This is a genomic window from Nocardia sp. Root136, assembly GCF_001427185.1.
GTDB lineage: Bacteria > Actinomycetota > Actinomycetes > Mycobacteriales > Mycobacteriaceae > Nocardia > Nocardia salmonicida.
In genome coordinates this window covers 440,118-463,318 of sequence record NZ_LMFE01000008.1, presented here as the reverse complement: position 1 = coordinate 463,318, position 23,201 = coordinate 440,118, and the positions used below count along the sequence as shown (strand labels likewise).

Below are 23,201 nucleotides of genomic sequence, written 5' to 3'. Positions count from 1 at the left end.
TTTTCCCTGGTACCTGCCTCGCGTTTGGCGAACGCGGCGACCGCCGCCGCGAAATCCTGCTGTTCCGGGCTGAATTCGACGCCCATAGTGAAGTTCTCCTTCGATTTTCGGTCAGATGAGAGCCAGGTCGCTCGCGCGAGAGCGCGGACGCAGGATCCACCGAGTCGAGGTGGGGGGTGTGGCCGTTGACACAGCAGCCCCTACCCAGATAAGTTAACTGCAATTCTCGTTAAGTTAATCACCATTCTCGCCGGAAGCAAAGAGGCCCGAGGGTTTCGTTTCGACCGGTGCGGAACTCCCGAGCGGAGAGAGGCTCCATGCTGCGCACCAGATTCACCGAGGCATTCGGTGTCGAGCACCCGATCGTCCAGGGCGGCATGATGTGGGTCGGCCGCGCCCCGCTGGCCGCCGCGGTGTCCAACGCGGGCGGGCTCGGCATCATCACCGGCCTGACCCAACCGACCCCGGCCGAGCTGCGCAACGAAATCGCCAGGACCCGCGACCTCACCGACAAGCCGTTCGGGGTCAACCTCACGATTCTGCCCTCGATCACGCCCCCGCCCTACGCGGAATACCGGCAGGCGATCATCGACAGCGGGGTGAAGATCGTCGAGATCGCGGGCGGCAACCCGGCCACGCACCTGCCCTATTTCAAGGACGCCGGCGTCAAGGTGCTGCACAAGTGCACCAGCGTCAAGCACGCGCTCAAGGCGCAACAGGTCGGTGTGGACGGGATCAGCATCGACGGCTTCGAATGTGCCGGGCATCCCGGCGAGAACGACACTCCGGGCCTGGTGCTGATTCCCGCGGCGGCCAGGGAGATCGAGATCCCGATGATCGCCTCGGGCGGTTTCGCGGACGGTCGTGGACTGGTCGCGGCACTGGCGCTCGGCGCGCACGGGGTCAATATGGGCACGCGATTCCTGTGCACCGTCGAGTCGCCGATCGCGCACGTGGTCAAGGAAAAGATCGTGGCCAATACCGAGCTCGACACCAAGCTGATCTTCCGGACGCTGCACAACACCGCACGGGTCGCGGACAACGCGGTGAGCCGTCAGGTCGTCGAAATCGAGCGCAACGGCGGCACTTTCGACGATGTGCGCGATCTCGTGTCCGGTGCGCGCGGACGCAAGGTGTACGAGGACGGTGACGTGGACGCCGGTATCTGGAGCGTCGGGCAATGCCAGGGCCTGATCCACGACATCCCCACCTGCGCTGACCTGATCGCGAACATCATGGCCGAGGCGCAGGCCCTGATCACCGAATCGCTGGCCGGGTCGGTCGTGACGGCGGTGGCCTCATGAGCGAGTCGGTCCAGACCACCCTCGCGGGCGGCATACTGCGGATCTGCATCAATCGGCCCGCCCGGCTCAACGCGATCGACCTCGCCACCATGAGCGAATTGGCCGACGTCATCGCCGGCGCCGCGGCCGATTCCACCATCCGGGTGATCGTGCTGACCGGCGAGGGGCGTGCGTTCTGCACGGGCGCCGATCTCGCGGCGGCCGCCGCGTCCGGCGGCAACGAGGCGAGCCCGGAAACGGTGATGGCAGAAGCCGCGCGCATGATCCGCGCGGTCGTCCAAGCGCCCATCCCGGTCATCGCCCAGATCAATGGTCCGGCAGCGGGCGTCGGCGCGTCGCTGGCCCTGGCCGCCGATTTGCACTACGCGGCCGAAAGCACCTATCTCCTACTGCCTTTCACCGCCATCGGGCTGTTGCCCGACGGCGGCGCCACCGCCCTGGTCCCCGCGGGGATGGGTCGCGCCCGCGCGATGGAAATGGCCTTGCTCAGCGACCGGCTGCCCGCACCCGAGGCCGCCGCGGCCGGTCTGATCACCGCGGCCGTGCCCGACGCCGAGCTGACCGAACACGTGTACGCCATCGCCACCCGCCTCGCCGCCGGGCCACGCCGCGCACTGGAGCTGACCAAGGCCGCGGTGAACGCCGCGACCCTGAGCGGACTCGAACCGGCATTCGACCGCGAGGCGACCGCCCAGATCGAACTGCTCGTCTCACCCGACTTCTACGAAGGCACCATGGCCATGCTCGGCAAGCGTGCTCCCCGATTCACCGACGCACCGCAAGGAAACGAATGAACCTCGACGTGGAACCGATCCGTTCGCGCCGCAACCACTGGATGAACCAGGTCGCCCTGCAGGCGACGGTCAAACCCGACGACGCCGCCGTGCGGTTTCGCGGGGTCGACACGAGCTGGCAGCAGCTGCACGAGCGCTCCGAAGCCTTCGCCGACGCGCTCGCCCGCCGCGGTGTCGGTTTCGGTGACCGCGTCCTGGTGTTGATGCTCAACAGCACCGAATACCTCGAGGCGGTCTTCGGGATCAATACCTTGGGCGCCATCGCGGTCCCGGTGAACTTCCGGCTCACCCCACCGGAGATCCTGTACCTGATCGCCGACAGCGGTGCCGAGGCGATCGTGACCGACACCGCCTTGGCCCCTCTCGTCGCGGCGGTGCGCGCGCAGACCGACGCTCTGACCACCTGCGTCGTCGTCGGCGGCGAAACCGGTGACGGCACAGAGGGTTATGAGCAGCTGCTGGCCGAGGTGGGTGCGCCCCATCCCGCGGTCGACGTCAGCGAGGACTCCGCCGCGCTGATCATGTACACCTCGGGGACGACCGGCAGCCCCAAGGGCGCGGTCCTGACCCACACCAATATGCAGGCCCAGGCGCTCACCTGTATCCGCGCGATGCAGTACACCACCGAGGATGTCGCCTTCTGCGCGGCGCCGCTGTTCCACATCGCCGGATTGGGCAGCATCGCACCGTGTTTCGTGCTCGGCACCCTCACCGTGCTGCATCCGCTGCTCGCCTTCGACGCCGGTCAGGTACTCGACGCATGGGAGCGCGAGAAGGCCACCTCGGTGTTCCTGGTACCGGCGCAGTGGCAGATCGTGTGCGCCGATCCCACTGTGCGCGAGCGTGATCTGCGCCTGCGGGTGATCAGTTGGGGCGCGGCCCCGGCCTCTGACACCGTCTTGCAGGCGATGGCCGACACGTTCCCCGACGCCTTGAACATCGCGGTCTTCGGGCAAACCGAGATGTCGCCGATCACCTGTGTCCTCGAGGGCAAGGACGCGATCCGCAAACTCGGCTCCGTGGGGCAGCCGATTCCGACCATCGCCGCCCGCGTCGTCGACGACGAGATGAACGATGTCGCCCCCGGCGAGATCGGCGAGATCGTCTACCGGGGCCCGACCATGATGCGCGAGTACTGGAACAAGCCAGAGGCGACCGCCGAAGCGTTCGAAGGCGGCTGGTTCCATTCCGGTGACCTGGTACGCCGAGACGAGGAGGGATTCGTCTACGTCGTCGACCGGAAGAAGGACATGATCATCTCCGGCGGTGAGAACATCTACTGCGCCGAGGTGGAGAACGTCCTGTTCGCCCACCCCGCCGTGCGCGAAGCCGCTGTCATCGGGCGCGCGGACGACAAGTGGGGTGAGGTCGCCATCGCGGTGGTCGTCGCCGAGCCGGACGCCGAGCTCACCCTCGTCGCCCTCGCCCCGCATTTCGACGCCAATCTGGCCAGGTACAAGCATCCCAAGGACCTGATCGTCGTCGACGAGCTGCCGCGCAACGCGGGCGGCAAGGTGATCAAACACCTGCTCCGCAAGGAACACGCCTGATAGCGATCCCTCAGGAGACCACGACGCCCCGTAGCGCCTCGGCGCTACGGGGCGTCGGTGCGTAGCGGTACGCACCGAAGGCTTCCCTTGAGTTGATTAGTCGAATATCATCTCAATGTATCAAGCCTTCGTGGCTCAGAAGAAGGAGACGCAGGACTATGCGTGAAGTTTCAACGGTGAGCGATCCCGTCATGGTCGACGATCTCGGCGAGGTCCTGACGTGCCGCTACGGCACTGTCGAGGATTTCGATATCGAGCGATTTCTCGACGGGATCGGCGCCTTCGCCGGGGCCGGTGCGAATGTCATTGTGCAGCTGGCGAACCGACCGGTGGGGTACGGCGTCGTCCAGAGCACCGTCGACTCCGGCCGCGCCGATGTCCATCCGTGGAAGCGGCTGCGCACCACGCTGACCTACATCGCGGTGGCGATGCTGGGCACTGAGGAAGACCGGGACGTGTATCGACAGGCAGTCGGTAGCGTCCATCGACGCGTGCGCTCGGCGCCGGGCGCCGAGGTGAAGTACAACGCGTTCGATCCCGAGCTGCAGAAATGGGTCGCGGTCTGCCTGTGCTGGGGAGTCATGGATACCCACGAACGCCTCTACGGCCCACTGGACAGGGCCACCAAGGAGGTCTTCGTACAGTACGGGGCCAAGTTCGGCACCGGATTGCAGATGAGGCCCGATATGTGGCCGGCCGACCTGGCGGCTTTCGAAAGCTATTTCGAGGCCGGGCTGGCGAGCATGCAGATCGACGACGTGGTCGCCGAATACCTGCGCAAGCTTGTCGGCTTGCGAAATGTGCCGAGGCCGCGCGCTCTTGCCAATTTTCATCGTTTCGCCGTCACCGGTCTGCTGCCCGAGACCATGCGCGCGCAGCTCTACCTTCCGTGGACCGACGCGCAGGAGCGGCGGCATCGGCTGATGTTCCGAGCCATCGGAACCGTCTACGGACGACTACCCGTCCGCGCTCGGATCGAGCCGTACGCGGCCGTGCTCTGGGACATGCGGCGTCGGCACCGACTCGGCCGCCCCTTGGTCTGAGAGAGCAGCGAGGTTGCGGGCCACCGGCCGACCACATTATGTTCGGGCTCTTGTCAGCTGAGGGGAATGGGATATGGCCGAGTCGATCAGGTTGCTGGCCCGGATTCGCGGGCACGGTGGTGTCGAACGCGATAACGCCGATGTCCTGAACGGCGCCTTGGCCGCGTTTCTGGACTTCGGGATCAAGCGCACCAGCATGGGCGAGGTGGCCCGCCGTGGCGGGCTGTCCTTGGCGACCCTGTACCGCCGGTTCGGTGGCAAGACCGACGTGGTCCAGGCGGTGGGGCTCTGGCAGGTGCGCCACCTGCTGGATCAGGCCGACGCCTCGATGCGTCGGCAGGCGGAGGAGGGCGCCAGCGCCGAAGACCAGATTGTCGAACTGTTCGTCGCCTTCGCCCTCGGCCTGCGGGAGAACCCGCTGCTCGACCGCCTGCTCGCCACCGACGCCGCCACCGTGCTGCCCTACCTCACCACCGGCGGGGCGCCGGTGATCGAGCTCGGCCGAGACTTCTTGGCCGAGTTCATCACCCGCCTGCAGGAGGCAGGCAAGCTCCCCGCCTACGACCCGCTACCCGTAGCCGAGTTGGTGGCGCGCACCGCGCTGTCGCTGGTACTGACCAAGCCGACGGTCATCCCGCTCGACGACGAGGTCGCGGCACGCAAGTTCGCCCGCGATCACATCGCCCCCGGATTCCGTCCGCTGGACGTGCGCGCCGCTACCGAAGGGGCCGATACCGAGCCTCGCTAGGCCCCACGCGCGAGGCAGAAACACCGCTCGCCTCGGGTGGATGTGTCATCCACCCGAGGCGCAGCTCACTTACTTGCCGAAGCGGCGTCGACCGCGCGCACCGGCCACGCGCATCGCGTTGCGCATGAATCCGAAGTTCTTCAGGCTGTACGGGTACCAGACCAGTTCGGACTTCTGCGTCGGCAGTGCCGGAGCCGTGATCGCCTGCTTACGGCAGTACTTGCGCACGCCGTCCGCGCCGCCGAAGCGGTACCCGGTGCCGGACTGCCCCCAACCACCGTGGGGCAGCGCGAAGTTGAACAGGTTGATGGTGGCGTCGTTGATATTCACCGCGCCGACGGTCAAGCGCCGTGCGATCGACTGCCCGCGGGACTTGTTGCCCGTCCACACCGACGCCGACAGTCCGTACTCGGAGTCGTTGGCGAGCTTGATCGCCTCGTTCTCATCGGCGACCTTGATGACCGGGATGGTCGGGCCGAAGGTTTCCTCGGTGATGCACGACATCGAATGGTCGACGTCGACCAGCACCGTCGGTTCGAAGAAGTTCCCCTCGCCCGTGGCCTTTCCGCCGGTGAGCGCGCGCGCTCCGCCGGCGATCGCGTCGTCGACGTGGCGGGTGACGATGTCGAGCTGGGCCTGGTTGGCGAGCGGGCCGATGTCGATGTTTCCGCTGCGATCGTCGCGGCCGATCCGCAGCGACTTGACGTGGGTGACCAGCTTGTCGACGAACGCGTCGTACACCGGAGCTTCGACATACACCCGCTCCACCGACACACACAGCTGTCCGGCATTGGTCAGCGCGCCGAAGGCGATGCCATTGGCCGCACGGTCGAGATCGGCGTCGGCGAGCACGATCGCCGGGTCCTTGCCGCCCATCTCGAGGCTGTAGGGCAGCGTGCGTTCCGCGCACGCGACGGCGATGCGGCGCCCGGTGTTGCCGGAGCCGGTGAACTGGATGAAATCAGCGTTCTCGACCACCGCGGCACCGGCGGCTCCGGCGCCGGAGACCACCGTGAACACCGGCGGCGCGCCGATCTCGGCCCAGCCGCGGGCGAGCGCGAGCGGGGTCAGCGGGGTCACCTCCGACGGCTTGAGCAGCACGGCGGCACCCGCGGCGAGCGCCGGAACGAGATCGGAGGCAGGCATGGCGAGGGGAAAGTTCCACGGCGTGATGATGCCGACCACCGGATACGGCGTGTAGGTGGTGGTCAACTTCTTGATCCGCATCAGCGGGGTGTGGGGGCTCACGGCGGTATCGGCGAGAAACTTCGCGGCGTTGCGTGCGTAGTAGCCCAGGAGATCGACAGTGAACGCGACCTCGACCTCGGCCTCCACGCGGGGCTTTCCCGACTCGTCTTGAATCGAATCCGCCAGCTCGTCGGTGTGGTCGAGCACCCAATCCTGCAGCTTGAGCAGCCACTGCTTCCGTCCGGACGCGCTGATCGAAGCCCACCGCGGCTGCGCCTTGCGCAGCGCGGAGGCGGCTGCGGCTACTTCCTCCGGGGTCGACACGGCGACGGTGCCGACCAGTTCTCCGGATGCCGGGTTGCGAACAGCCAGCTCAGTGGCGTCGACGGTGGGTGTTGCGGATTCAGACACATTTTCTCCTGGATAGCCGTATCGGTCTACAGACCACCTTAGACAGAGTGAGATGTTTTGTATATCACTCTGTCACGAGATGGATCATGCTGTTGTGCTGCTGGGTGGGGGAGGGCTCACCGAAGCGGCATCTGGTGACGCCGGTAGCCGGGACGCCCGTCGAGCTGCCGTTCAGGTGCTGCGAGCACCCGGCGCGGAGCTCTGGCCCTGCCCGCGAAAGGAGGGTAGATCGGTCATGTTCATGCGCTATTTCTCGGGCCTCGCGATATTCGGAAAGGTGGCAGCCGTGATTGACTGCCTTATGTTACCGAGCATTCTCTCGTAAACGAAGAGCAAGTGGGACCGAAATGGTGATCAGGCAACCCGTGGCGGCTTTTGCTGGGTTCGCGGCCCACCTTCACTGCCGGGCAGACCATGACGATGAACGTCAAGGGCGCTCCCGACATGGTCGACCACAACGGGACGGCCGGCTGGGGTGTATCGAATCGGCTGATCGACCCACGAGCGCTGCTCGGTCTCGAGATCGCCTGGTTCATGTACAACGGTTCGCACGGCGCGATGGGCGCCACGGCCGACGCCTCGAGTCCGGTGGCAAACGTGCTCGGCGCCGATGTGCCCCACGGCTTCTTCCTGATGGTCAAACGTGCGGGGGCCCTGGTCCCTCGGGTCAAGCTTCTCGACGAGAAGATCTTGGCGCAGGATCACGCCTATGCCGTCCAGCTGGGTGGTGAGTATGTCGATATCTTCAACGACGGTGAGAACGTCGGCACCTTCCGGAATCCTCCGTCGGGTCAGGCCATCGATGTGCTCGGGCTGCCCGCGCCGCTGGCAGGCCAGGTGTGGTTGGACGGCAGTTTCCCGCTGCCCATCCCGGAATACAACGCGCAGCCGCAGACTTTGACGGTGACCAGGTATCGCCAAGGCCCCTTCCGGGTCGACGCCGCTGCTGTAGCGCGGGCCGGTCGGGCGGGCGCGGTCTCCGTCTGCCCGGACTCTGGGGGCTGGATGGATCATCCTTCTACGCGGGCCGCGGTGACCTCTCCGCGCGCGCCGAAGGAACATAGCGAATCCCTGACGGCGCGATCGTTGCCGCCATCCGCAGGCCGGTGGCGTAGGAGCGGAACGCGGCCCGATCTCCCGGTCGCGCTCGCACACCGAGCAGTTCCCTGGTACGAGGATGCAGCAACTCGCGCACGGCAACGGACGGCAGCAGCCGCGGAACCCAGCTGGTCGGACGTAAGACCTCGGGTGCGAGCGTGCGACCGGCAGGGGTGAGACGGAGCTCTTGCGCGCAGGTGCGCTCGAAATAGTCGCCGAAACTCGCCCAGTCCGGTGGCATGGCCCGCGCGGACACCCCGAACCGCAGATACCATTCGCAGCACTCGGCGTACAGGCGCTCGTGGTCGAGATCCGACAGCGGCGAGATGAAGGTATTGATCGCGACCACCAGCGTCTCCACGTAGGTCGCGTGCTGAAAGTGGAACACCTCCGGATTCAGCGCGTGGAAGCGCGTGCCCCGGTCGTCGATTCCACTGATGTGCCCATGAATGTTGACCATGCGGTGCCGCTGGTCCCGTTCGTCATAGGCCATGTCGATCGTTTGCGAGACGGTCCGCGCCTTGTGGTACCACAGCCGCATCGCCATGTGCTCGTCGAGAGCTGTCGCGATGGCCGGGTGCAGAATCTGTAGTCCCACTGCGCGCGGCAACGCGAGCAGGAATCGTCGATCGCCGACGTACCGGCGCAGCAGCGAGGTTTCTCGTTGGCGGTGCATCGATGACTTCCTCAACCGCGCATCCTGCAGTGCGGTGCGGCGGGTAGGGGAAGTGGTGTGGTCATCGTTGACCCCGTTCGAATACAGGCGGCTACTGAGGCAGTGCTGAGAGAATGATTCTTAAAGTCTCTCACTGCCTCGAGCGTCTGTCAACGGTTGATCGGACTTCATGCAGGCGTGAAGAATCAACCTTCCGGTTGGCCGTGAAAACTGTTGTGACACAAAACATGTGGCGATCAATATGTGCTGGTAGTGACTATATTAGCCAAGTCGAATCCCATTGAGGGCTTCGCTTTCGGTCGACCTATCGAAAGAATGCTGATTAACATCGTGCATGTTCTCGGGTGGTCTCACCCCCTGCTGAGGGGCTATACGGCCCGTGTTCTTCGACGCGGTGCCGCTGATTCCCGGAAATCTCGCGCGATTCATTCCGGCCCGGCGCTCCGCGAGTTCGTTCGCGCCGGGCCCGGACTACGATCTCGACGCGGTGCTCACCGAAGCGTTCGACTGCGCCGACGCCGCGTTGCGCGGGCTCGAACTGCCGTGGCCGGTCGTCCACGTCAGCGGGCGTGTCCGCGGCGCGTCGGCCCGGCCGCCCGGCGACCTGATGGAAGGTCTTGCCGCACAGGATCATCTGCTCGAAGCCCAGGCCTACGTCGTGTTCAGCGCACCGGTCGCCGACGACGACACGAATGATCGACGACGCCCGCCACGCGCTGCTGGCCGGGGGCGCGAAGGTCGACGCTCTCTATCAGGGCGCGCACGGATGATCACCGTGCCCGCCGAGAAGGGGAAATGAAATATGCAACCGACAATGCCGTCGAACGTCGCGCGCGGGCAGCGAGGACCGTGCGCGCGTGTGCTGGCCGACGCGTTCACCGACGACGCGATCTGGAACGAACTCCGTCCGCGCTCCACGCGCCGGGCAGGATCGGTCCTCTTGGCGCCGGTCGCGTGGACCCCGGGCGATCGCGCGGTCCTGCGATGATCGAGCGGTTCGCCACGATCGCGATCCGGACACCGAAACTGGTTCTCGCCGTGGCGGGTATCGCGTTCGTGCTGTTCGGTCTGCTCGGTGCGCAGGTCACCGACCGCTTGTCGGCGGGCGGGTTTCTCGACCCCGACGCGGAGTCCTCACGGGCTGAGCAAGCACTGGCTCGCGACTTCGATATCGCGGGAATGCAGCTGATCTTCGCTGTCGAAGCGCCCGGTGACGTACTCACCGGCGCCGGGGCCGATCGCGCGAACGACATCGTGGACGATCTGCGCATCGACGACCGGGTGTTGTCGGTCGATTCGCCGTGGACCGACCCGAACAGCCGTGCCCGGTTGACCGACCGGGACGGACACGTCGGACTGATCGTGGCGGGTCTGGCCGGCGACGACGACCAGGCGCAGAAGACCGCGGCCGACCTGGCCGGCCGATATACCGGGTCCACGGGCGAGATCACCGTCACCGCGGGCGGACAGGCGATGGCGTTCCAGGAGATCAACGAACGCGCCGAGCGCGACCTCGCGTTGGCGGAATCGATCGCGATCCCGCTGACATTTCTGCTGCTGATCTGGTTCCTGCGCAGTGTGGTCGCCGCGGCGATTCCGATCGCGGTGGGAGTGCTGGCCATCGTCGCGACCACCGCGGTGCTGTTCGTGCTGACCTTCGTCATCGACCTGTCGGTCTTCGCGCTCAACATCACCACCGCCCTCGGGCTGGCGCTGGCGATCGACTACTCACTCCTGATCATCGGGCGGTTCCGCGAGGAGATCGCCCGTGGTCACGACCAGCACACCGCGATCGCGCTGGCCATGCGCCGCGGTGGGCGGGCCGTGCTGTTCTCCGGTGTGACGGTGGCGATCGCGTTGATCGGAATGTTGTTCTTCCCGATGAACTTTCTGCGTTCCATCGGGTACGCGGGTGTGGCCGTGGTCGCGCTGTCGGTCGTGCTGGCGCTGACGTGTGTGCCCGCCCTGCTCGCACTCCTCGGTGAGCGGATCACCCGAAAGCCGTTGCGAGAGGCGGCCGCGGTCGAGTCGATGTTCCTGTACCGACTGGCGGTGGTGGTGCAGAAGCACCCCGTTCTCATCGCGCTGCCGGTGCTGGGAATTCTGCTGATCGCCGGGGCGCCGGTGCTGGGACTCCAGGTCGGGTTGCCCGACGATCGAGTCCTGCCCGCCGCCGCGCAGGCACGCCAGGTCGGTGACACGATCCGAGAGCAGTTCGACGCCAATGCCACCGGCACCGTCCACATCATCGTCCACCGCGAAGGTGCCGACACTGCGACGGCCGAGTACGCGGCCGCACTGTCTCGGGTGCGCGAGGTGGATGTAGTGCTCGCGCCGTCGGGGACCTATGCGGGCGGGCAACCGGTGGGACCCGGCGATCCCGGCGCTGCGCGTGCCGATAGCACCCATCTGACGATCGCCACCTCACTCGATCCGTACTCACCTGCCGCCGCACGGCAACTCGACGAGCTCGGTGCGGTCGCGCCACCCGGTGACGCGGTGTTCGGCGGTTTGGCTCAACAGAAGCGCGACACGGCAGCCGGGATCGCGGCTGCCTTCCCGAAAGCCCTGGCCTGGATCGCTGTCACCACGTTCATCCTGCTGATGTTGCTGACCGGCAGCCTCCTGCTGCCGTTGAAGGCGCTGGCACTCAACGTCCTCTCGCTCACGGCGACCTTCGGTGCGTTGGTCTGGGTGTTCCAGTCGGGACACCTCGGTGGATTCGGCACTGAGATCACCGGTTTCACCGTCGCCACGGTCCCGGTCCTGCTGTTCTGTGTGGCGTTCGGGCTGTCGATGGACTACGAGGTCTTCCTGCTCGCGCGCTTCACCGAGGAATGGGAGAGCTCCGGGCACACCAGGGCCGACAACGATCGGGCAGTCGCGGTCGGGCTCGCCCGTTCCGGGCAGGTTGTGACCGCGGCGGCGGCGATGATGATCGTGATCTTCGCGGCGATCGCGACGAGCGGGGTCACCATCATGCGCATGCTCGGCATCGGATTGACGCTCGCTGTACTGGTGGACGCCACGTTGATCCGTATGATTCTGGTCCCCGCCTTCATGCGACTGGCGGGCACCTGGAACTGGTGGGTACCGCGCGGGGCGCGGCCGTTCCTCGAGAAGGTTCGGCTGCGCGAATAGTGTCGATCGCCCAGGTAGCGCCGGCCCCTGCTCCTGCGCTACCTGGGTGCGACCCGTCTCGAACGAGGGTCAGGCGCTCAGCGCCTGCCAGATCATCACGGCCGTCGCGGCGTCCATCACCAAGTGCGGGAACAATGCCCGCGCCGGTCGCCGATGGGTGATCTGCCACGTCAGTGCGCCGAGCGTGACGACGGCATCGAGGGTGAAGATCGCCACGAATGCCCAGCCGAGCAACGGGACCGGCAGCTGGTTCTCCGCTCCACCGTGGACATGGTGGTGGTGCTGCTGCCCCAGGGTCGCGTAGAGCATCGCGAACGCGGCCACACAGTGATAGATCGCGGCGCCGACGTCGTCGGTGCGGCGACCGATCGCGATCACGACCCAGACCGACATCGCCAGCACCGAGAAGACGGCACGCCAGACCGTGGCGGGCAGGCCTCCACCTGCCGGCGTCCACATCACCGCCATCGCGACGAGCATGACGACATGGGCGAGTTCGGTTGCCCGACCGCCGTATCGACTGTTCGTCGGTGTGCCGGAACGGGCGTCGACCGCCGCGACGAGCGCGGCGGTCGAACACAGGCCGATCGCGATCCCGCCCACCGGTCCGGGTAGTGCGTGGTTCACCGCGCTCAGACGGGGCTGACGCGCACGACGTGGCGTCCGCCGAGGTCCACCGCCGACGCGGTCGGCTCAGTGATCAGTTGCTGCCGGGCACCTGCGCGCGATGTCGTCGCGCCACTGCGTCGAATCGCGCACGTACCACGCGGCGCTGTCACCGTCGAAGCTCACGCTGACCAGCGGGCGACCGATCGATTTTCCGGCGTGGGAGTGCACGAGATCCACCGACGTGATCGAGGCGAGCGGAATCTCCAGCGCGTCATCCGAGCCCGCTCGACGGAACCACAGGCGTGTCTCGGTCAGTACGAGTGCGCCGTTGCCGCGCACCTGCCGCCCACCCTTCGAGCCTCGCCCGAAGTAGTTGGCGACGGGGTCGCTACGCACGGCTTCGCCGGGTGCGAAGTTCTCCGCGATGGCCGCCTCGGCTGTCCGGCGGATGGCGCGAAGGATGAATCGGGTGACGAGCATGATGACCGCGAGTGCCACGGCCACGATGACGAGGACCATGGAGACGATCCAGCCGACAGTCATGGAAGCAGTGTAATGCTGCCTCGCTCAGGGCTCGATCGAGTTGGGCCGGACACAGATTCGTATCCCGCCCCGGCGGCGAACTGCTCTGGCGGGCGCGCTCTGATCTTCGTCCTCATCAGTCGTCTGACGCCACGTCGGAGGGTCGACGACGGTCGGTCGTGTATCGGCCGGTGGCCACGTCGTCCATCCGGCAGCGGCTGCATGTTCTGCGACAGATCTTCCCCAGTTCCACATCTTTCGCTCCTCCCCAGAGCTCATATGGATCTCGACCAGGCTATCCGGGGAGTGCTGTGGTGCGCTAACGATTTTCGGGGTGGGGAGAACTGGTTGACGCCACCTTCGGTGCTGTGGTCGGTGGATGTGCGAGCGACGGAGTCGGACGCGTCGACTTCGTCGGGGGCCGAGTCGATGTGGTCGTCGGTGACGCGGGTGTTGTCGACACCACTTGCGTGGTGGATGTCGTGGTCGGGCGGGTCGGAATCGTGGTTGTCGTGGTGGTGGTCGGCACCGTGCTGGTCGAGGGATCAGCCGACACCGTCACCGTGCTCGGATCGGCTGTCACCGTGACCGTCGACGTATCCGTCGGGGTCATGATGGCGGTCACCGTGGAGATCGAGGTCGAGGCGACCGTGCTCGGGTGTTGGGTACCGGACGTGTCCGGAGCCGGAAGGCTCACCGTGGCAGAGAAACTCGCGCTCACCGATATCGCCGCCGAGTTCTCGGGCGAGGCATCCGTGGTCACGGCCGCCGGCGTTTCCGGCACAGGGGCCGTGCTCGTGGCAGAGTCGGTGGCATCGGCGGTCGATTGGGCGGTCCCGGGAACGGTAGCCGTGTCGGCGGTCGAGATGTCGCTCGGTACGGTGACCTCGCTCGGTAGGACATATGTCGTGCTCGTCTCCGTCAGGCCGGTCTGGCTCGGGACGGCGCTGTACTCGGAAGTGTTTATTGTCGATTCGGACGAGAGCGGCTCCGCATTGTTCGTTCGCAGAGGCGGACTCGAATCCGCCCTTACCATGAGCGTTATCCCGATCGCGGTGGTGACCAACGCAGTCGCCACGCCCGCATACGACGTCTGCCGCCGGAACCGATCGGGCGATGGCGGCGCGGCGCTGTTGTCGACGGTTCGCATTCAACTCCTGCTTTCTCCCTCGCGACGCGCCGGGAACTTATGTGATCGAGACTTTCGGGGTCGCGAGTAGGGATCCACTTCGCGTAGCTGTTTCGAATGGATTCGTTGCAGCTCGCCCGCTCTGGTGAGAAAGTCGGCGATTATTTCGAGTTCGGTGGAATCGTAATAACTCAGCAGCATCTTGTAGCTCTCGACGATCATGGGTACGACGAGTTCCTGTATGCGGTGGGCTGCGAGTTCGGTGGCCACCACAATGACGCGACGACGATCGGTCGGGTGCAGCGAGCGGGCGATATAGCCCTGCTTCTCCAGGCGGTTGAGCATGATCGTGACGCCGGCAGCGGTGAGGCCGAGCCGTTCGGCCAGCGTTCCCGGCGTCGTGGACTTTTCTTCCCCGAGCAGGACGATTTCCAGTGCACGCCGATCGGTCTCGTTCACGCCGAGCACTCGGACCAATTCCCGGATCAGATCATCGACGGTTCCGTGATAGAACTCCAGCGCCCTCTTGAGCTCGACCGAGATCCGGGCGGGTTCGCTTGTCGTCGGGCACACAGGCTTTCCCATCGATCACTTGAAACAGAGAACCGCTCAGCAGAGGTCACCGATCAGGGAGCCCTCGGTTGTCGAGCGCCCGATTCGGCCCCGGGGAGTCAGAGAGATCGGTGGTCTCGATGGATGGCATCTCGGCTCCTGTCGAACATCACGAAAGCGGCACCGCACCGGCCGACGAAGCGAAACGTGGCTGTGTCAGACATGCACTGTACGACACGGCGGCCGATGCGATACTGCGCATCGAATTATTCGTTCGAGGTGGCAGTAACAACGTCAAACCTGAAGCGTGGCAACCACTATCGGCATCAGTGGTCACCAGCTCCGGATGGACCGGGTTGCTGGCACAACCCGGTCCGCGTGTTCACCACAGGCACCGGCGGATACCGGCAGTCGTGCTGTGGCGCCTGTCGGCGGGCTTAGGTGACAGATGTGGTCGTGAGGGTCGGGGACGGGTTGGGGTAGCACGAGGTCGCGACGTTGCCGACAAAGGAGACGTTGGTCGTCATGGTCATGCCGGGACTGGTGTAACTGGTCCCGGCGTACTTGCTGGTGATCGATGTTCCGGCGGCGCCCGCGGTGACATTGATGGTCACCGCGGGCGGGGTGAAGCTGGTACCGCCGGCAATCGGACCCGGCACGGTCAGCACGACATTCCCGCCTGACGTGGCGACGGTGCCTGCCACGGTGCCCCCGGAGGCGGTGGCCGAGACCAAGGTCGAATTCGCCGGAGTCGGAATGGTCATTTTCAGGTTGCTGATGTTGTTCACGGTGAAGCCGGCGGCCGAACTGGGAACCGACGAGGCGCCCGGTGTGATGGTGATGGCCACCGCGGAGCCCGACGCCGCGGAGCCCGGTGCGGTGCCGGTGACCGATGTGGTCATACTCGAGGTTTGGCCGATGCCGAAGACGGTGCCTTTACAGCTCCAGTTCACGCTGATGGGGGCGGCATTTGCCGGTGCGGCCAAACAGAAGACGGTGGCGACGGCCACCGGAGCGATAAGGCCGGCACGAAACAGGGACGAGGTCGATCTCATGGCGAACTCCAGAAATGTCGAGCAGCGGTATGACGAGAAGTCGAACCGCAAAATGGGTGTTCAAAAAATATAACCTGTTCTCGCATTTCTGTGGTTGAAATCGTCAATAGAAGAGTGCTGAAAATATCATTATCCGCTATTAGATATTTACTCCGGATAGTTAATTCCGGAAAAGTTTCTACGTGGTCCGTCGCTAAATAAATAGTCGGGCGATACGTATGCCGTCATCAGGCTCGGACGCGATTCACGCGTTCCCGATGAGAGGGAGGATGTGCGGGCGGTGACATCGTCGCGGTCGTACGGTGGTGGTCACGGGTAGAGGCGAGGACGCGGTGCCGTGGTGGTGCGTCCGTGACTCTCCCGCGTAGTGACGTAGCGATCGAACAAGGGAGCTCCATGTCCACAGCCCTGCGCCCCGATGACATTGCCCGGCAGCTCGCGCGGTTGGCGGCGACAGAGTCGATCATCGCGCTCAAACACCGCTACTTCCGGGCCTGCGACGCCAAGGATCCCGTCGGGTTCCGCGACTGCTTCGTCGCGGTCGGCTCGGTGCTGGACTACGGCCACCTCGGAGTCATGGATGCCGACGGCATGGCCGCGGTCTTCGCTTCGATCGCGTTGCGGCAGGTGGACGGCAAGCGCACGATCCTCGATATGCACCACGGTGTGCACCCCGACATCACGGTGGGGGAGGACGGCACTGCGAGCGGTCGGTGGACGCTGCGCTTCCGTCAGGTCGACCTGGTCGAACGCACCGAAACCGTTGCCACCGGCGAATACACCGACGAGTACCGGGTGCAGGACGGGCACTGGAAGATTGCGACCTGCCGGTTTCACCAGTTGTGGGCGATCACCAGACCGCTCGACGACGCCTGTCGAATCACGCAGTAGGAGCGGACCGATCGATGATCAGCCGAGCTCCTTCAGCTCGCGCTCGATCGCTGCCGCCGCGTGATGCATCCCGGTGCCGCGCAGTTGCTCGATCCGGTTGTGTACCCGGTCGATGCCGTAGGACCGCACGACGTCGGCGATACCGACTCTGCCGCACGGAGCGGAGGCGAATCTTGCGGCTGTGTCACTCATTCTCATTGCAACCCCCAATCGGGAATCCGTACCGATTCCCTTCTGGAGCCTAACGTGTTGCACGTGCATCTGCACGTGCAAAGCATCGGACTGTGCCATGTAACAGGTTGTGGCACACTCGGCTTCGCGAAGTTCGATGCTGACAGGAGTGGCCGTGAGTGAGGATGTGACCGCCGTCGTCGGTGCCTGCACCGGGCCGGATCCGGATGAAGACCCTGCTCTGCTGCGTCGGGTACTCGGTGTGCGTCTGCGGCGGTTGCGTGAGGCGGCCGGTATCAGCGGGGACGCGGCAGGCCGGATGATTCGTGCCTCACATTCCAAGATCAGTCGCCTCGAGGCCGGTCGGGTCAGCTTCCGGGTGGCCGACGTCGACGATCTGCTGACCGCGTACGGGGTGCGTGATGCCGATCTGCGGGACGAATACCGGCTCCTGGTGCAGCGGGCCAACGGGACCGGACGTTGGCAGGCCGGTCCGGATCTGACGGTCGCGCGACCGGACACCTACCTGGCACTCGAGGACGCCGCCGCGCTGATCCGTTGCTACGCACCGAACTTGATGCCCGAATTGGTGTGGACGCCCTCCTACGCGCACACGATCTTCGCGATCGCCGATCAGCAACCGGCCGCGGAGATCCAGCACCGCATCGAAGTGCTGGCCCGACGGCAACGACTGCTCACCCGCGCGGATCCACCGCGGGCGTGGTTCGTCATCGAGGAGGCCGCCTTGCGTCGACCGATCGGTGGGGCCGTGATCTGGCAGGCGCAGCTCGAGCACCTCGCCGAGTTGGCCGAGCGCCCCAATATCACCGTGCAGGTGCTGCCCGATCACATCGGCGGCCCAGCCATCAGCGCGACCCCCTTCACCATGTTGCGGTTCGCGGCGCCCGAGTTGAGCGATATCGCGCACTTTCTGCACCTGTCCGGCCCCCAGTTCCTCGAGAAGCCCGGCGAGCTGGACCGATTCAACGCGGTCTGGGATCGGCTCTGTGTCTGTGCTCTTCCGCCCGGGCGGACCGCTGAGCTGTTGGACACGCTGCGAACGAGTCCCGCTACTGTCGACCCCTCCTTCTAGCGAACCCGACAAGAACAGAGATCTGATGTCAGACAACGCCTTCGGTGCCCCACTGCCCACCGACGTCGACACCACCATCGCCCACGAAGCCCGCGTCTACGACTACTGGCTCGGGGGCAAGGACAACTACCCGGCGGACCGGGCGCTCGGCGACGCCATCGGTGAGCACGTCCCTGCCATCAAGACGATGGCGCGCGCCAACCGCGCCTTCCTCGGTCGTGCGGTCCGGCATCTGGTCGCCGACGCCGGGATCACCCAGTTCCTCGATATCGGCACCGGAATACCCACGGCCGGAAACACGCACGAGGTCGCCCAGCAGCTCGATCCCAACGCGCGGGTCGTCTACGTGGACAAAGATCCGATCGTGCTCGCCCACGCCCGGGCGTTGATGGACAGCACTCCGCAAGGTCGCACCCGATTCATTCACGCGGACCTGCACGACCCGAAGTCCATCCTCGACCACCCCGACATCGCCGACACCCTCGACCTGAACGAACCGGTCGCCATCATGCTCGTCGCGATCATGATGTACTTCGCCGACAGTGACCGTCCCCAGGACATCATCGCCACGCTGCTCGATGCCGTCCCCTCCGGTAGCTACGTCGTGATCACGCACCCCACCGCGGATTTCGCACCGGAGGCGATGGCCGGAGTCAAGGCCGCCGCGGAAGCGTCGGGGATCTCCTTCAACCCGCGGAGCAACGCCGAAACCGGTGAGCTGTTCACCGGAACCACTCTCATCGAACCGGGTCTGGTCCCCGTCGCCGCGTGGCGACCCGAACTCGTCGACCGCCCCGTCGCCGTCGCCGAGGCCGAAAGTGCTTGGTACTGGGCGGGTATCGGCCGCAAGCCCTGAGTCCTGGACCAGCTGTCGAGCGATAGCGAGGAGACGCGAGGAGGTCTATCCCCAAGTACGCCGTGTCGCGGGCATCTCGGAGTTCCCCGTTGCTTCCGGCACCACGCCGAGTACCTGGTGGATCCCGAGTCCGCCGTCCTCGAAGCCCAAGGCGGAGGCGGCCATATAGAGCCGCCAGATTCGTGCCCGCCCTTCGCCGACGAGTGAGACCGCTTGTTCCCAAGCGTTTTCCAGATTCGCGACCCATTGGCGAAGGGTCAGCGCGTAGTGCTCGCGCAGGGCCTCGACGTCACGCACCTCGAAGCCGGCGCGTTCCATTGCCAGGACGACTTCGCCCACATCGACGAGTTCGCCGTCCGGGAAGACATAGCGCCCTATGAAGGATCGATTGCTGATGACGGAGCCGCCTGGCGAGGAGATGGCGTGGTTGAGCAGCCGTCCGTGTGGACGCAGCAGTGCGCGCAGGGTATCGAAGTACTCCGCGGCACGCTTGGAGCCGACATGTTCGAACATTCCGATGGAGGAGATGGCGTCGAACTCTTCGCCGCGCAGGTCCCGATAGTCGGTGAGCCTGATCTCGACACTGTCGGCGAGCCCCGCCTCGGCGACTCGTTTGCGGGCCAGTTCCACCTGGGCACTGCTGATGGTGACGCCGACGACCTGCGCCCCATAGGTCGACGCCGCGTGCATCGCCATGGACCCCCAGCCGCAGCCCACGTCGAGCAGGCGCATCCCCGACCGCTCGGCCAACCCCAGTTTGCGGCAGATCAGGTCGTGCTTGGCGCTCTGGGCTTGCTCCAGTGAGCCGTCGTCGTCGGGCACGAACCGCGCGCAGGAGTAGGTCATGCTCGATCCGAGCACCAGCCGGTAGAAATCGTTGCTGACGTCGTAGTGATGACTGATCGCCGCCGCGTCGCGGCGTTTGGTGTGCAAGGCTCCGCGCGCTGGTCGCGCTTCCTCCGGTGGTGGTGACGGGCGGCGCCCGAGCACCCCGAGTTGCCGTGCCGCGCCGATGGCCTGCCAGGCCGCACCGAGGCCGAGGCGGGCGTCGTTCGGCGCGGTCGACTGGAGTGCTCTGAGCATTCTGAAGATGTCGCCGTCGAGGTCGACCGTGCCGGCGACGAACGCGCGCGCTACGCCGAGCTCGCCAGGTGCCCAGACGAGGTGGCGCAGCGCGTCCTCGGATCGCACGCGCATCGTGCCGGGGCTGTCACCGTCGGGTTGGATCGTGCTGCCGTCCCAGAATTCGAATCCCACCGCGGGATGCGGGCCGAGGGTGGCTCGCAGCAGAGGTTCGAACGCGGCGGAGATCGCGGCCTTGTTACCCATTCGTCCACTATGGGCCGCGTCGTGCTGCCTGCGTGGGAACGACGCGTGTTCATCTTCGGTGACCGCCTACCGTGGCGCGCTGATCGGTCACCCCGCCGATGCGCCTGCTTCGATCAGGGCGAGTCCAGCACGCTCGCCGGGACGCCATAGGGGAGAAAGCGCACCCGACGGCGGTCGTCGGTGTTGTCGCGGTGGGCGCGTAAGGCCTCCAGCTCATTGGGAAAGACCTGGTCGATCCTGGCCTGACCGGCATCGTCGGCGGTGTAGATCGCCCACACTCCGCTGCCGGTCTCGCCGGTGGTTTCGCCCTCGGGTGCTGTCGACGGTGGGCGTTGCGGCTGGACGAACTGTCCGAGCAGCGAGGACAGTGCGCCGACGCCGACCTGATCTATCCGATCCAGGTAGCCGCCTGCCTTCCCGAACAGGTCGCTGAGCTCGGCGCCCGTCCCGCGCAGTGCACGTTCGAAATCTTCCGGATCGATGCCGAATGGCCCGGTGTTTGCCATCGCGTGTCCTCCTGAGGACGAGTTGGCGTGTCTGTCCACAGTGTCCTCGCGAAATGGCCGCTTCGCCACGATGGCGCTCGGCTGTGCGCGCGTCGCGTCACCGACATATCCGCGGGGCTCGTAGGTTGATCACAGCAGCCGTAGCACTTCCACCACGAGAAGGGGCTCACACGTTGTCGAATCTCGAGTTCGCCGTCGCCGCCGGCATCCTCACCGCTTTCCTGGCCGCGGGCACCGTCTCCGCTCAACCATCGGCACCGATCCTGCGGCACCAACACAGTGAGGTCGCCGGGAACGAAAACATCGCCGAGTTCGCTCCTGCTGGGGACAAGGACGAAAGTGCCGACGATCCAGGGAGCGAAGGTAAGGGCAAGGGCAAAGGTAAGAGTGAGGGTAAAGGGAAAGGGAAAGGCAAAGGAAAGAAGAGCGGCGACTGAATACGCCAGGCCCACTGAGTGTTTCGGGACGAGCCGCGAGTCGGAGCCGAGCGCAGGGCCCGATGGGTGATAATCGCCGCGAAAGCTCGGCAGGTGCCGGGCGGTGGCGGGAGGCGGATCGATGACCGCGATCGGATTGGTCTTCACCGGAGTGGCTGTGCTGCTGCACGGCTACATCTTCGTGATGGAGTCACTGCAATGGACGGCGCCGCGGACGCGAGCGACGTTCGGGATGTCGGCCGCGGAGGCGGAGGCCACCAAGGAAATGGCCTTCAATCAGGGGTTCTACAATCTTTTCCTGGCCGTTGTCACGGCGATCGGGATGGGGTTCACCGCGTTCGGCGACAAGGGAATCGGGCTGGCGCTGGTGCTGGCCGGGGCCGGGTCGATGGTGGCGGCGGGTGTGGTGCTGCTGGCGTCGTCACCAGGTAGGGCGCGTCCGGCACTGATCCAGTTGCTTCCTCCGCTGATCGGCTGTGTCGCCTTGGTGATCGCCCGGCTCTGAGCACGATCGGTATTCACCCGGCAGCTGTCCCGTTATGGGATCTGCGCTGTGTCGGGGACGAGGACGATGCGCACGCCCTGGGTGAGTACCGAGGTCGCGGTGAGCCCGAACAGTGTTCGGAAGGTGTCGCTGAAATGGCTGGCCGAAGCGAACCCCGCGTCGGCCGCGGCGCGGGTCAGGTCGACGCCCTCGGCGACGGCACCTGCGACCGACAACAGCCGTGCCCACAGGCGGTAGCGCCGGAAACTGGTCCCGGCGTCGGCCGAGAACAGGTGCAGGAAACGGGAAGTGGAGATCCCGAGGTCGGCGGCCAACTCGGCGGCGCCCGCCTGCCCGGCGGGATCGTCGACGATCGTGTTCATCACCGCTCGGATCCGTTCGTCGATCGTCGCCGGTGCCTCGGCGCCCGCGATGATCCGGCGCAGCTCTCGAGGGTCCGGTGGGTCGGGTCGATTCAGGTAGGCGGTCAAGGTCGCTTCGTCGCGGTGTCTCGCCGCCACGGGCGTCGGCGGTTCGCTCATCGCGGCTCGCAGGCGGGCAGCCGCCGCCGAGCGGGGATCGAGATAGTAGAACAGGACGCGTCCTTCGGATTCGAGTTTGTGGGCCGTGCGTGCCGGAATCAATACGCTGCGCCGCCGCCGCTCACCGTCGGATGTGCGAACGGTGAGCATCTCGTCGACGCCGAGAACGAAGCACTGAACCGGTGTCGAATGCGTGTCCAGCTGGAACGACGGGCCCAGGAACGCCGCGTGGCCCTGCCAGAGCCACAGGGTGCGCTCGCCCGGTTCGACTGTCATAGGCGTGATCATCGCAGTTCAGGCGACACCGAGCACCAGCGCGGCGCCCGCGAGCTCGACCACGCAGTAGAACCAGATCGGATAGAAGCGGACCCCGCTGTCGACCAGCCTCGAGATGACCCGTCCACCCGCCATCCCGGCCAACGCGAACCCCACTGTCAACGCTGCCCCGGTCCGCAGTTCGTCGGCACCGAACGCAGACCAGAACAACACCCCTGCCACAGCCAGACCGAAACCGCCGTACACGGCGCGAATCTCCGACCGGCCCGCCGCTGTCGGCGCCGAGAGTCCGAACGGCCGCACCAGCGCGGCAGGGGCGGCCAGCGCATACAGTCCCATCCCCACGAACAGCACACCGACAAGGCACAGCACCACGGTTCTCATCGACTTGCCACCACCGAGCGCCCCTGCTCGACAGCGTGCTCATCCCGGAGCAGCGCGGCGCCGGCTCCGAGCATTATCAGGCCCGCGATGTCGACAGCTGCCACCCGCATCAGCCCCGGGCCCACCGAACCGTCGGCGATGACCAGGGCGAGAAAGCTGCCGAAGCTGATCGCGTTGGCGCCTATCGCGATCGGTCGCAGCGCGGGCCGAAAGACCGCCACCACCAGAATGACACCGACGATGGCGAACAGTACGGCCCGATGTCGCAGCACTACCTCGAGATCGGGCCCCGCCGGAGTTATGCCATAGGCCGCGTACATTCCCTGCGGTGCGATCGCACCGACGGCGGGTGCGGTATTGAGCAACCCCACGGCCGCCAACAAGGCCGGCCCAGCATGTCGTCGCATAGTTT

Annotated in this window: 27 protein-coding genes; 15 read left to right on the top strand and 12 right to left on the bottom strand. The window is 65.9% G+C overall.

Translation table 11 applies throughout. The features are described 5' to 3' along the window. Positions 1-317 precede the first annotated feature (317 nt). The 5 genes from ASD42_RS23305 to ASD42_RS23285 all read left to right on the top strand — a co-directional run bounded on the left by ASD42_RS23305 (position 318) and on the right by ASD42_RS23285 (position 5,439). Positions 318-1,304, top strand: a complete 987-nt coding sequence (locus tag ASD42_RS23305) for an NAD(P)H-dependent flavin oxidoreductase (RefSeq protein ID WP_056820349.1) — start codon at positions 318-320, stop codon at positions 1,302-1,304. Beyond that, positions 1,301-2,098, top strand: a complete 798-nt coding sequence (locus ASD42_RS23300) for an enoyl-CoA hydratase (RefSeq protein WP_056820346.1) — start codon at positions 1,301-1,303, stop codon at positions 2,096-2,098. Before ASD42_RS23305 ends, ASD42_RS23300 begins: the two co-directional genes overlap by 4 nt. Continuing rightward, positions 2,095-3,648 carry a fatty-acid--CoA ligase FadD5 gene (gene fadD5, locus ASD42_RS23295; protein WP_056820344.1) on the top strand — a complete coding sequence of 518 codons (1,554 nt, stop codon included), beginning with the start codon at positions 2,095-2,097 and terminating at the stop codon, positions 3,646-3,648. The genes ASD42_RS23300 and fadD5 overlap by 4 nt, the downstream gene beginning before the upstream one ends. 158 nt (positions 3,649-3,806) lie before the next feature. Then, positions 3,807-4,691: an oxygenase MpaB family protein gene (locus ASD42_RS23290; protein ID WP_235569788.1), complete on the top strand. Its 885-nt coding sequence runs from the start codon at positions 3,807-3,809 to the stop codon at positions 4,689-4,691. Between the two features lie 73 nt (positions 4,692-4,764). Further along, the gene (locus ASD42_RS23285; protein ID WP_056820340.1) at positions 4,765-5,439 is read left to right on the top strand and encodes a TetR/AcrR family transcriptional regulator; all 675 of its coding nucleotides are present in this window, start codon (positions 4,765-4,767) and stop codon (positions 5,437-5,439) included. Between the two features lie 69 nt (positions 5,440-5,508). Here the strand turns inward: ASD42_RS23285 and ASD42_RS23280 are convergent, their stop codons facing one another. Together ASD42_RS23280 and ASD42_RS23270 are read right to left on the bottom strand one after the other, a co-directional pair. Beyond that, complete coding sequence (locus ASD42_RS23280; protein WP_056820338.1) at positions 5,509-7,038, bottom strand: aldehyde dehydrogenase family protein; 1,530 nt, start codon at positions 7,036-7,038, stop codon at positions 5,509-5,511. Positions 7,039-8,056: 1,018 nt separating this feature from the next. Then, entirely contained in the window at positions 8,057-8,812 is a 756-nt protein-coding gene (locus ASD42_RS23270; RefSeq protein WP_056820333.1) for an oxygenase MpaB family protein, read from the bottom strand. A gap of 379 nt (positions 8,813-9,191) precedes the next feature. Here ASD42_RS23270 and ASD42_RS23265 point away from each other — a divergent pair, with 379 nt between their 5' ends. Genes ASD42_RS23265 through ASD42_RS23260 form a run of 3 tightly spaced genes read left to right on the top strand, consistent with a single transcriptional unit; the run spans position 9,192 to position 11,953 of the window. Then, complete coding sequence (locus ASD42_RS23265) at positions 9,192-9,611, top strand: hypothetical protein (protein ID WP_056820330.1); 420 nt, start codon at positions 9,192-9,194, stop codon at positions 9,609-9,611. Between the two features lie 3 nt (positions 9,612-9,614). Beyond that, on the top strand, positions 9,615-9,800 hold the full coding sequence (locus ASD42_RS34790; RefSeq protein ID WP_162256225.1) for a hypothetical protein: 186 nt from the start codon (positions 9,615-9,617) through the stop codon (positions 9,798-9,800). Continuing rightward, a complete protein-coding gene (locus ASD42_RS23260; RefSeq protein ID WP_056820327.1) occupies positions 9,797-11,953 on the top strand; it encodes an MMPL family transporter in 2,157 nt (718 codons plus the stop codon). The genes ASD42_RS34790 and ASD42_RS23260 overlap by 4 nt, the downstream gene beginning before the upstream one ends. 69 nt (positions 11,954-12,022) lie before the next feature. Here the strand turns inward: ASD42_RS23260 and ASD42_RS23255 are convergent, their stop codons facing one another. Then, complete coding sequence (locus ASD42_RS23255) at positions 12,023-12,580, bottom strand: DUF5134 domain-containing protein (RefSeq protein ID WP_056820324.1); 558 nt, start codon at positions 12,578-12,580, stop codon at positions 12,023-12,025. A gap of 66 nt (positions 12,581-12,646) precedes the next feature. Next, positions 12,647-13,105: a hypothetical protein gene (locus ASD42_RS23250; protein WP_056820321.1), complete on the bottom strand. Its 459-nt coding sequence runs from the start codon at positions 13,103-13,105 to the stop codon at positions 12,647-12,649. Between the two features lie 410 nt (positions 13,106-13,515). On the opposite strand from ASD42_RS23250, the gene ASD42_RS23245 reads away from it, so the two are divergent. Further along, positions 13,516-14,304 carry a hypothetical protein gene (locus ASD42_RS23245; RefSeq protein WP_156677545.1) on the top strand — a complete coding sequence of 263 codons (789 nt, stop codon included), beginning with the start codon at positions 13,516-13,518 and terminating at the stop codon, positions 14,302-14,304. Here the strand turns inward: ASD42_RS23245 and ASD42_RS23240 are convergent. Then, a complete protein-coding gene (locus ASD42_RS23240; RefSeq protein WP_235569787.1) occupies positions 14,235-14,672 on the bottom strand; it encodes a MarR family winged helix-turn-helix transcriptional regulator in 438 nt (145 codons plus the stop codon). The two genes, ASD42_RS23245 and ASD42_RS23240, sit on opposite strands and share 70 nt — an antisense overlap. Before the next feature lie 530 nt (positions 14,673-15,202). Beyond that, complete coding sequence (locus tag ASD42_RS23235; protein ID WP_235569786.1) at positions 15,203-15,529, bottom strand: hypothetical protein; 327 nt, start codon at positions 15,527-15,529, stop codon at positions 15,203-15,205. Here ASD42_RS23235 and ASD42_RS34520 point away from each other — a divergent pair. Together ASD42_RS34520 and ASD42_RS23225 are read left to right on the top strand one after the other, a co-directional pair. Then, on the top strand, positions 15,522-15,893 hold the full coding sequence (locus tag ASD42_RS34520; RefSeq protein ID WP_131816450.1) for a hypothetical protein: 372 nt from the start codon (positions 15,522-15,524) through the stop codon (positions 15,891-15,893). The genes ASD42_RS23235 and ASD42_RS34520 overlap by 8 nt on opposite strands. Before the next feature lie 323 nt (positions 15,894-16,216). Next, positions 16,217-16,711 carry a nuclear transport factor 2 family protein gene (locus ASD42_RS23225; protein ID WP_056820310.1) on the top strand — a complete coding sequence of 165 codons (495 nt, stop codon included), beginning with the start codon at positions 16,217-16,219 and terminating at the stop codon, positions 16,709-16,711. An 18-nt stretch (positions 16,712-16,729) separates the two neighbouring features. Here the strand turns inward: ASD42_RS23225 and ASD42_RS34515 are convergent, their stop codons facing one another. After that, positions 16,730-16,903, bottom strand: a complete 174-nt coding sequence (locus tag ASD42_RS34515; protein WP_156677544.1) for a hypothetical protein — start codon at positions 16,901-16,903, stop codon at positions 16,730-16,732. 154 nt (positions 16,904-17,057) lie between these two features. On the opposite strand from ASD42_RS34515, the gene ASD42_RS23220 reads away from it, so the two are divergent. Both ASD42_RS23220 and ASD42_RS23215 read left to right on the top strand, forming a co-directional pair. Next, positions 17,058-17,975: a helix-turn-helix domain-containing protein gene (locus ASD42_RS23220; protein WP_235569785.1), complete on the top strand. Its 918-nt coding sequence runs from the start codon at positions 17,058-17,060 to the stop codon at positions 17,973-17,975. A 25-nt stretch (positions 17,976-18,000) separates the two neighbouring features. Further along, complete coding sequence (locus tag ASD42_RS23215) at positions 18,001-18,831, top strand: SAM-dependent methyltransferase (RefSeq protein WP_056820307.1); 831 nt, start codon at positions 18,001-18,003, stop codon at positions 18,829-18,831. Positions 18,832-18,876: 45 nt separating this feature from the next. Here ASD42_RS23215 and ASD42_RS23210 read toward each other — a convergent pair whose 3' ends face one another. Continuing rightward, positions 18,877-20,160, bottom strand: coding sequence for an SAM-dependent methyltransferase (locus ASD42_RS23210; RefSeq protein ID WP_056820304.1), 1,284 nt, complete (start codon positions 20,158-20,160; stop codon positions 18,877-18,879). Between the two features lie 113 nt (positions 20,161-20,273). Beyond that, complete coding sequence (locus ASD42_RS23205; RefSeq protein WP_056820301.1) at positions 20,274-20,666, bottom strand: hypothetical protein; 393 nt, start codon at positions 20,664-20,666, stop codon at positions 20,274-20,276. Positions 20,667-20,839: 173 nt separating this feature from the next. On the opposite strand from ASD42_RS23205, the gene ASD42_RS23200 reads away from it, so the two are divergent. After that, positions 20,840-21,103, top strand: a complete 264-nt coding sequence (locus ASD42_RS23200) for a hypothetical protein (protein ID WP_056820298.1) — start codon at positions 20,840-20,842, stop codon at positions 21,101-21,103. Positions 21,104-21,224: 121 nt separating this feature from the next. Beyond that, positions 21,225-21,608 carry a DUF1304 domain-containing protein gene (locus ASD42_RS23195; protein WP_056820295.1) on the top strand — a complete coding sequence of 128 codons (384 nt, stop codon included), beginning with the start codon at positions 21,225-21,227 and terminating at the stop codon, positions 21,606-21,608. Positions 21,609-21,640: 32 nt separating this feature from the next. Here the strand turns inward: ASD42_RS23195 and ASD42_RS23190 are convergent, their stop codons facing one another. The 3 genes from ASD42_RS23190 to ASD42_RS23180 are packed head-to-tail and all read right to left on the bottom strand — an operon-like array spanning position 21,641 to position 23,196. Beyond that, positions 21,641-22,405 carry a helix-turn-helix domain-containing protein gene (locus ASD42_RS23190; RefSeq protein WP_056820291.1) on the bottom strand — a complete coding sequence of 255 codons (765 nt, stop codon included), beginning with the start codon at positions 22,403-22,405 and terminating at the stop codon, positions 21,641-21,643. An 18-nt stretch (positions 22,406-22,423) separates the two neighbouring features. Continuing rightward, entirely contained in the window at positions 22,424-22,789 is a 366-nt protein-coding gene (locus tag ASD42_RS23185) for a DUF4345 family protein (protein ID WP_056820286.1), read from the bottom strand. After that, positions 22,786-23,196 (bottom strand): hypothetical protein, encoded by a 411-nt coding sequence (locus tag ASD42_RS23180; protein ID WP_131816451.1) that lies wholly within the window; start codon positions 23,194-23,196, stop codon positions 22,786-22,788. Before ASD42_RS23180 ends, ASD42_RS23185 begins: the two co-directional genes overlap by 4 nt. Positions 23,197-23,201: the final 5 nt, after the last annotated feature.

What these genes read in the sequence shown, in the direction of transcription:
- ASD42_RS23305 (WP_056820349.1), top strand. Translation starts at nt 318, where the DNA reads ATGCTGCGCACCAGATTCACCGAGGCATTCGGTGTCGAGCACCCGATC.
- ASD42_RS23300 (WP_056820346.1), top strand. Translation starts at nt 1,301, where the DNA reads ATGAGCGAGTCGGTCCAGACCACCCTCGCGGGCGGCATACTGCGGATC.
- fadD5 (WP_056820344.1), top strand. Translation starts at nt 2,095, where the DNA reads ATGAACCTCGACGTGGAACCGATCCGTTCGCGCCGCAACCACTGGATG.
- ASD42_RS23290 (WP_235569788.1), top strand. Translation starts at nt 3,807, where the DNA reads ATGCGTGAAGTTTCAACGGTGAGCGATCCCGTCATGGTCGACGATCTC.
- ASD42_RS23285 (WP_056820340.1), top strand. Translation starts at nt 4,765, where the DNA reads ATGGCCGAGTCGATCAGGTTGCTGGCCCGGATTCGCGGGCACGGTGGT.
- ASD42_RS23270 (WP_056820333.1), bottom strand. Translation starts at nt 8,812, where the DNA reads ATGCACCGCCAACGAGAAACCTCGCTGCTGCGCCGGTACGTCGGCGAT.
- ASD42_RS34790 (WP_162256225.1), top strand. Translation starts at nt 9,615, where the DNA reads ATGCAACCGACAATGCCGTCGAACGTCGCGCGCGGGCAGCGAGGACCG.
- ASD42_RS23260 (WP_056820327.1), top strand. Translation starts at nt 9,797, where the DNA reads ATGATCGAGCGGTTCGCCACGATCGCGATCCGGACACCGAAACTGGTT.
- ASD42_RS23250 (WP_056820321.1), bottom strand. Translation starts at nt 13,105, where the DNA reads ATGACTGTCGGCTGGATCGTCTCCATGGTCCTCGTCATCGTGGCCGTG.
- ASD42_RS34520 (WP_131816450.1), top strand. Translation starts at nt 15,522, where the DNA reads ATGGTCATTTTCAGGTTGCTGATGTTGTTCACGGTGAAGCCGGCGGCC.
- ASD42_RS23235 (WP_235569786.1), bottom strand. Translation starts at nt 15,529, where the DNA reads ATGACCATTCCGACTCCGGCGAATTCGACCTTGGTCTCGGCCACCGCC.
- ASD42_RS23225 (WP_056820310.1), top strand. Translation starts at nt 16,217, where the DNA reads ATGTCCACAGCCCTGCGCCCCGATGACATTGCCCGGCAGCTCGCGCGG.
- ASD42_RS34515 (WP_156677544.1), bottom strand. Translation starts at nt 16,903, where the DNA reads ATGAGTGACACAGCCGCAAGATTCGCCTCCGCTCCGTGCGGCAGAGTC.
- ASD42_RS23215 (WP_056820307.1), top strand. Translation starts at nt 18,001, where the DNA reads ATGTCAGACAACGCCTTCGGTGCCCCACTGCCCACCGACGTCGACACC.
- ASD42_RS23210 (WP_056820304.1), bottom strand. Translation starts at nt 20,160, where the DNA reads ATGGGTAACAAGGCCGCGATCTCCGCCGCGTTCGAACCTCTGCTGCGA.
- ASD42_RS23205 (WP_056820301.1), bottom strand. Translation starts at nt 20,666, where the DNA reads ATGGCAAACACCGGGCCATTCGGCATCGATCCGGAAGATTTCGAACGT.
- ASD42_RS23195 (WP_056820295.1), top strand. Translation starts at nt 21,225, where the DNA reads ATGACCGCGATCGGATTGGTCTTCACCGGAGTGGCTGTGCTGCTGCAC.
- ASD42_RS23190 (WP_056820291.1), bottom strand. Translation starts at nt 22,405, where the DNA reads ATGACAGTCGAACCGGGCGAGCGCACCCTGTGGCTCTGGCAGGGCCAC.
- ASD42_RS23185 (WP_056820286.1), bottom strand. Translation starts at nt 22,789, where the DNA reads ATGAGAACCGTGGTGCTGTGCCTTGTCGGTGTGCTGTTCGTGGGGATG.
- ASD42_RS23180 (WP_131816451.1), bottom strand. Translation starts at nt 23,196, where the DNA reads ATGCGACGACATGCTGGGCCGGCCTTGTTGGCGGCCGTGGGGTTGCTC.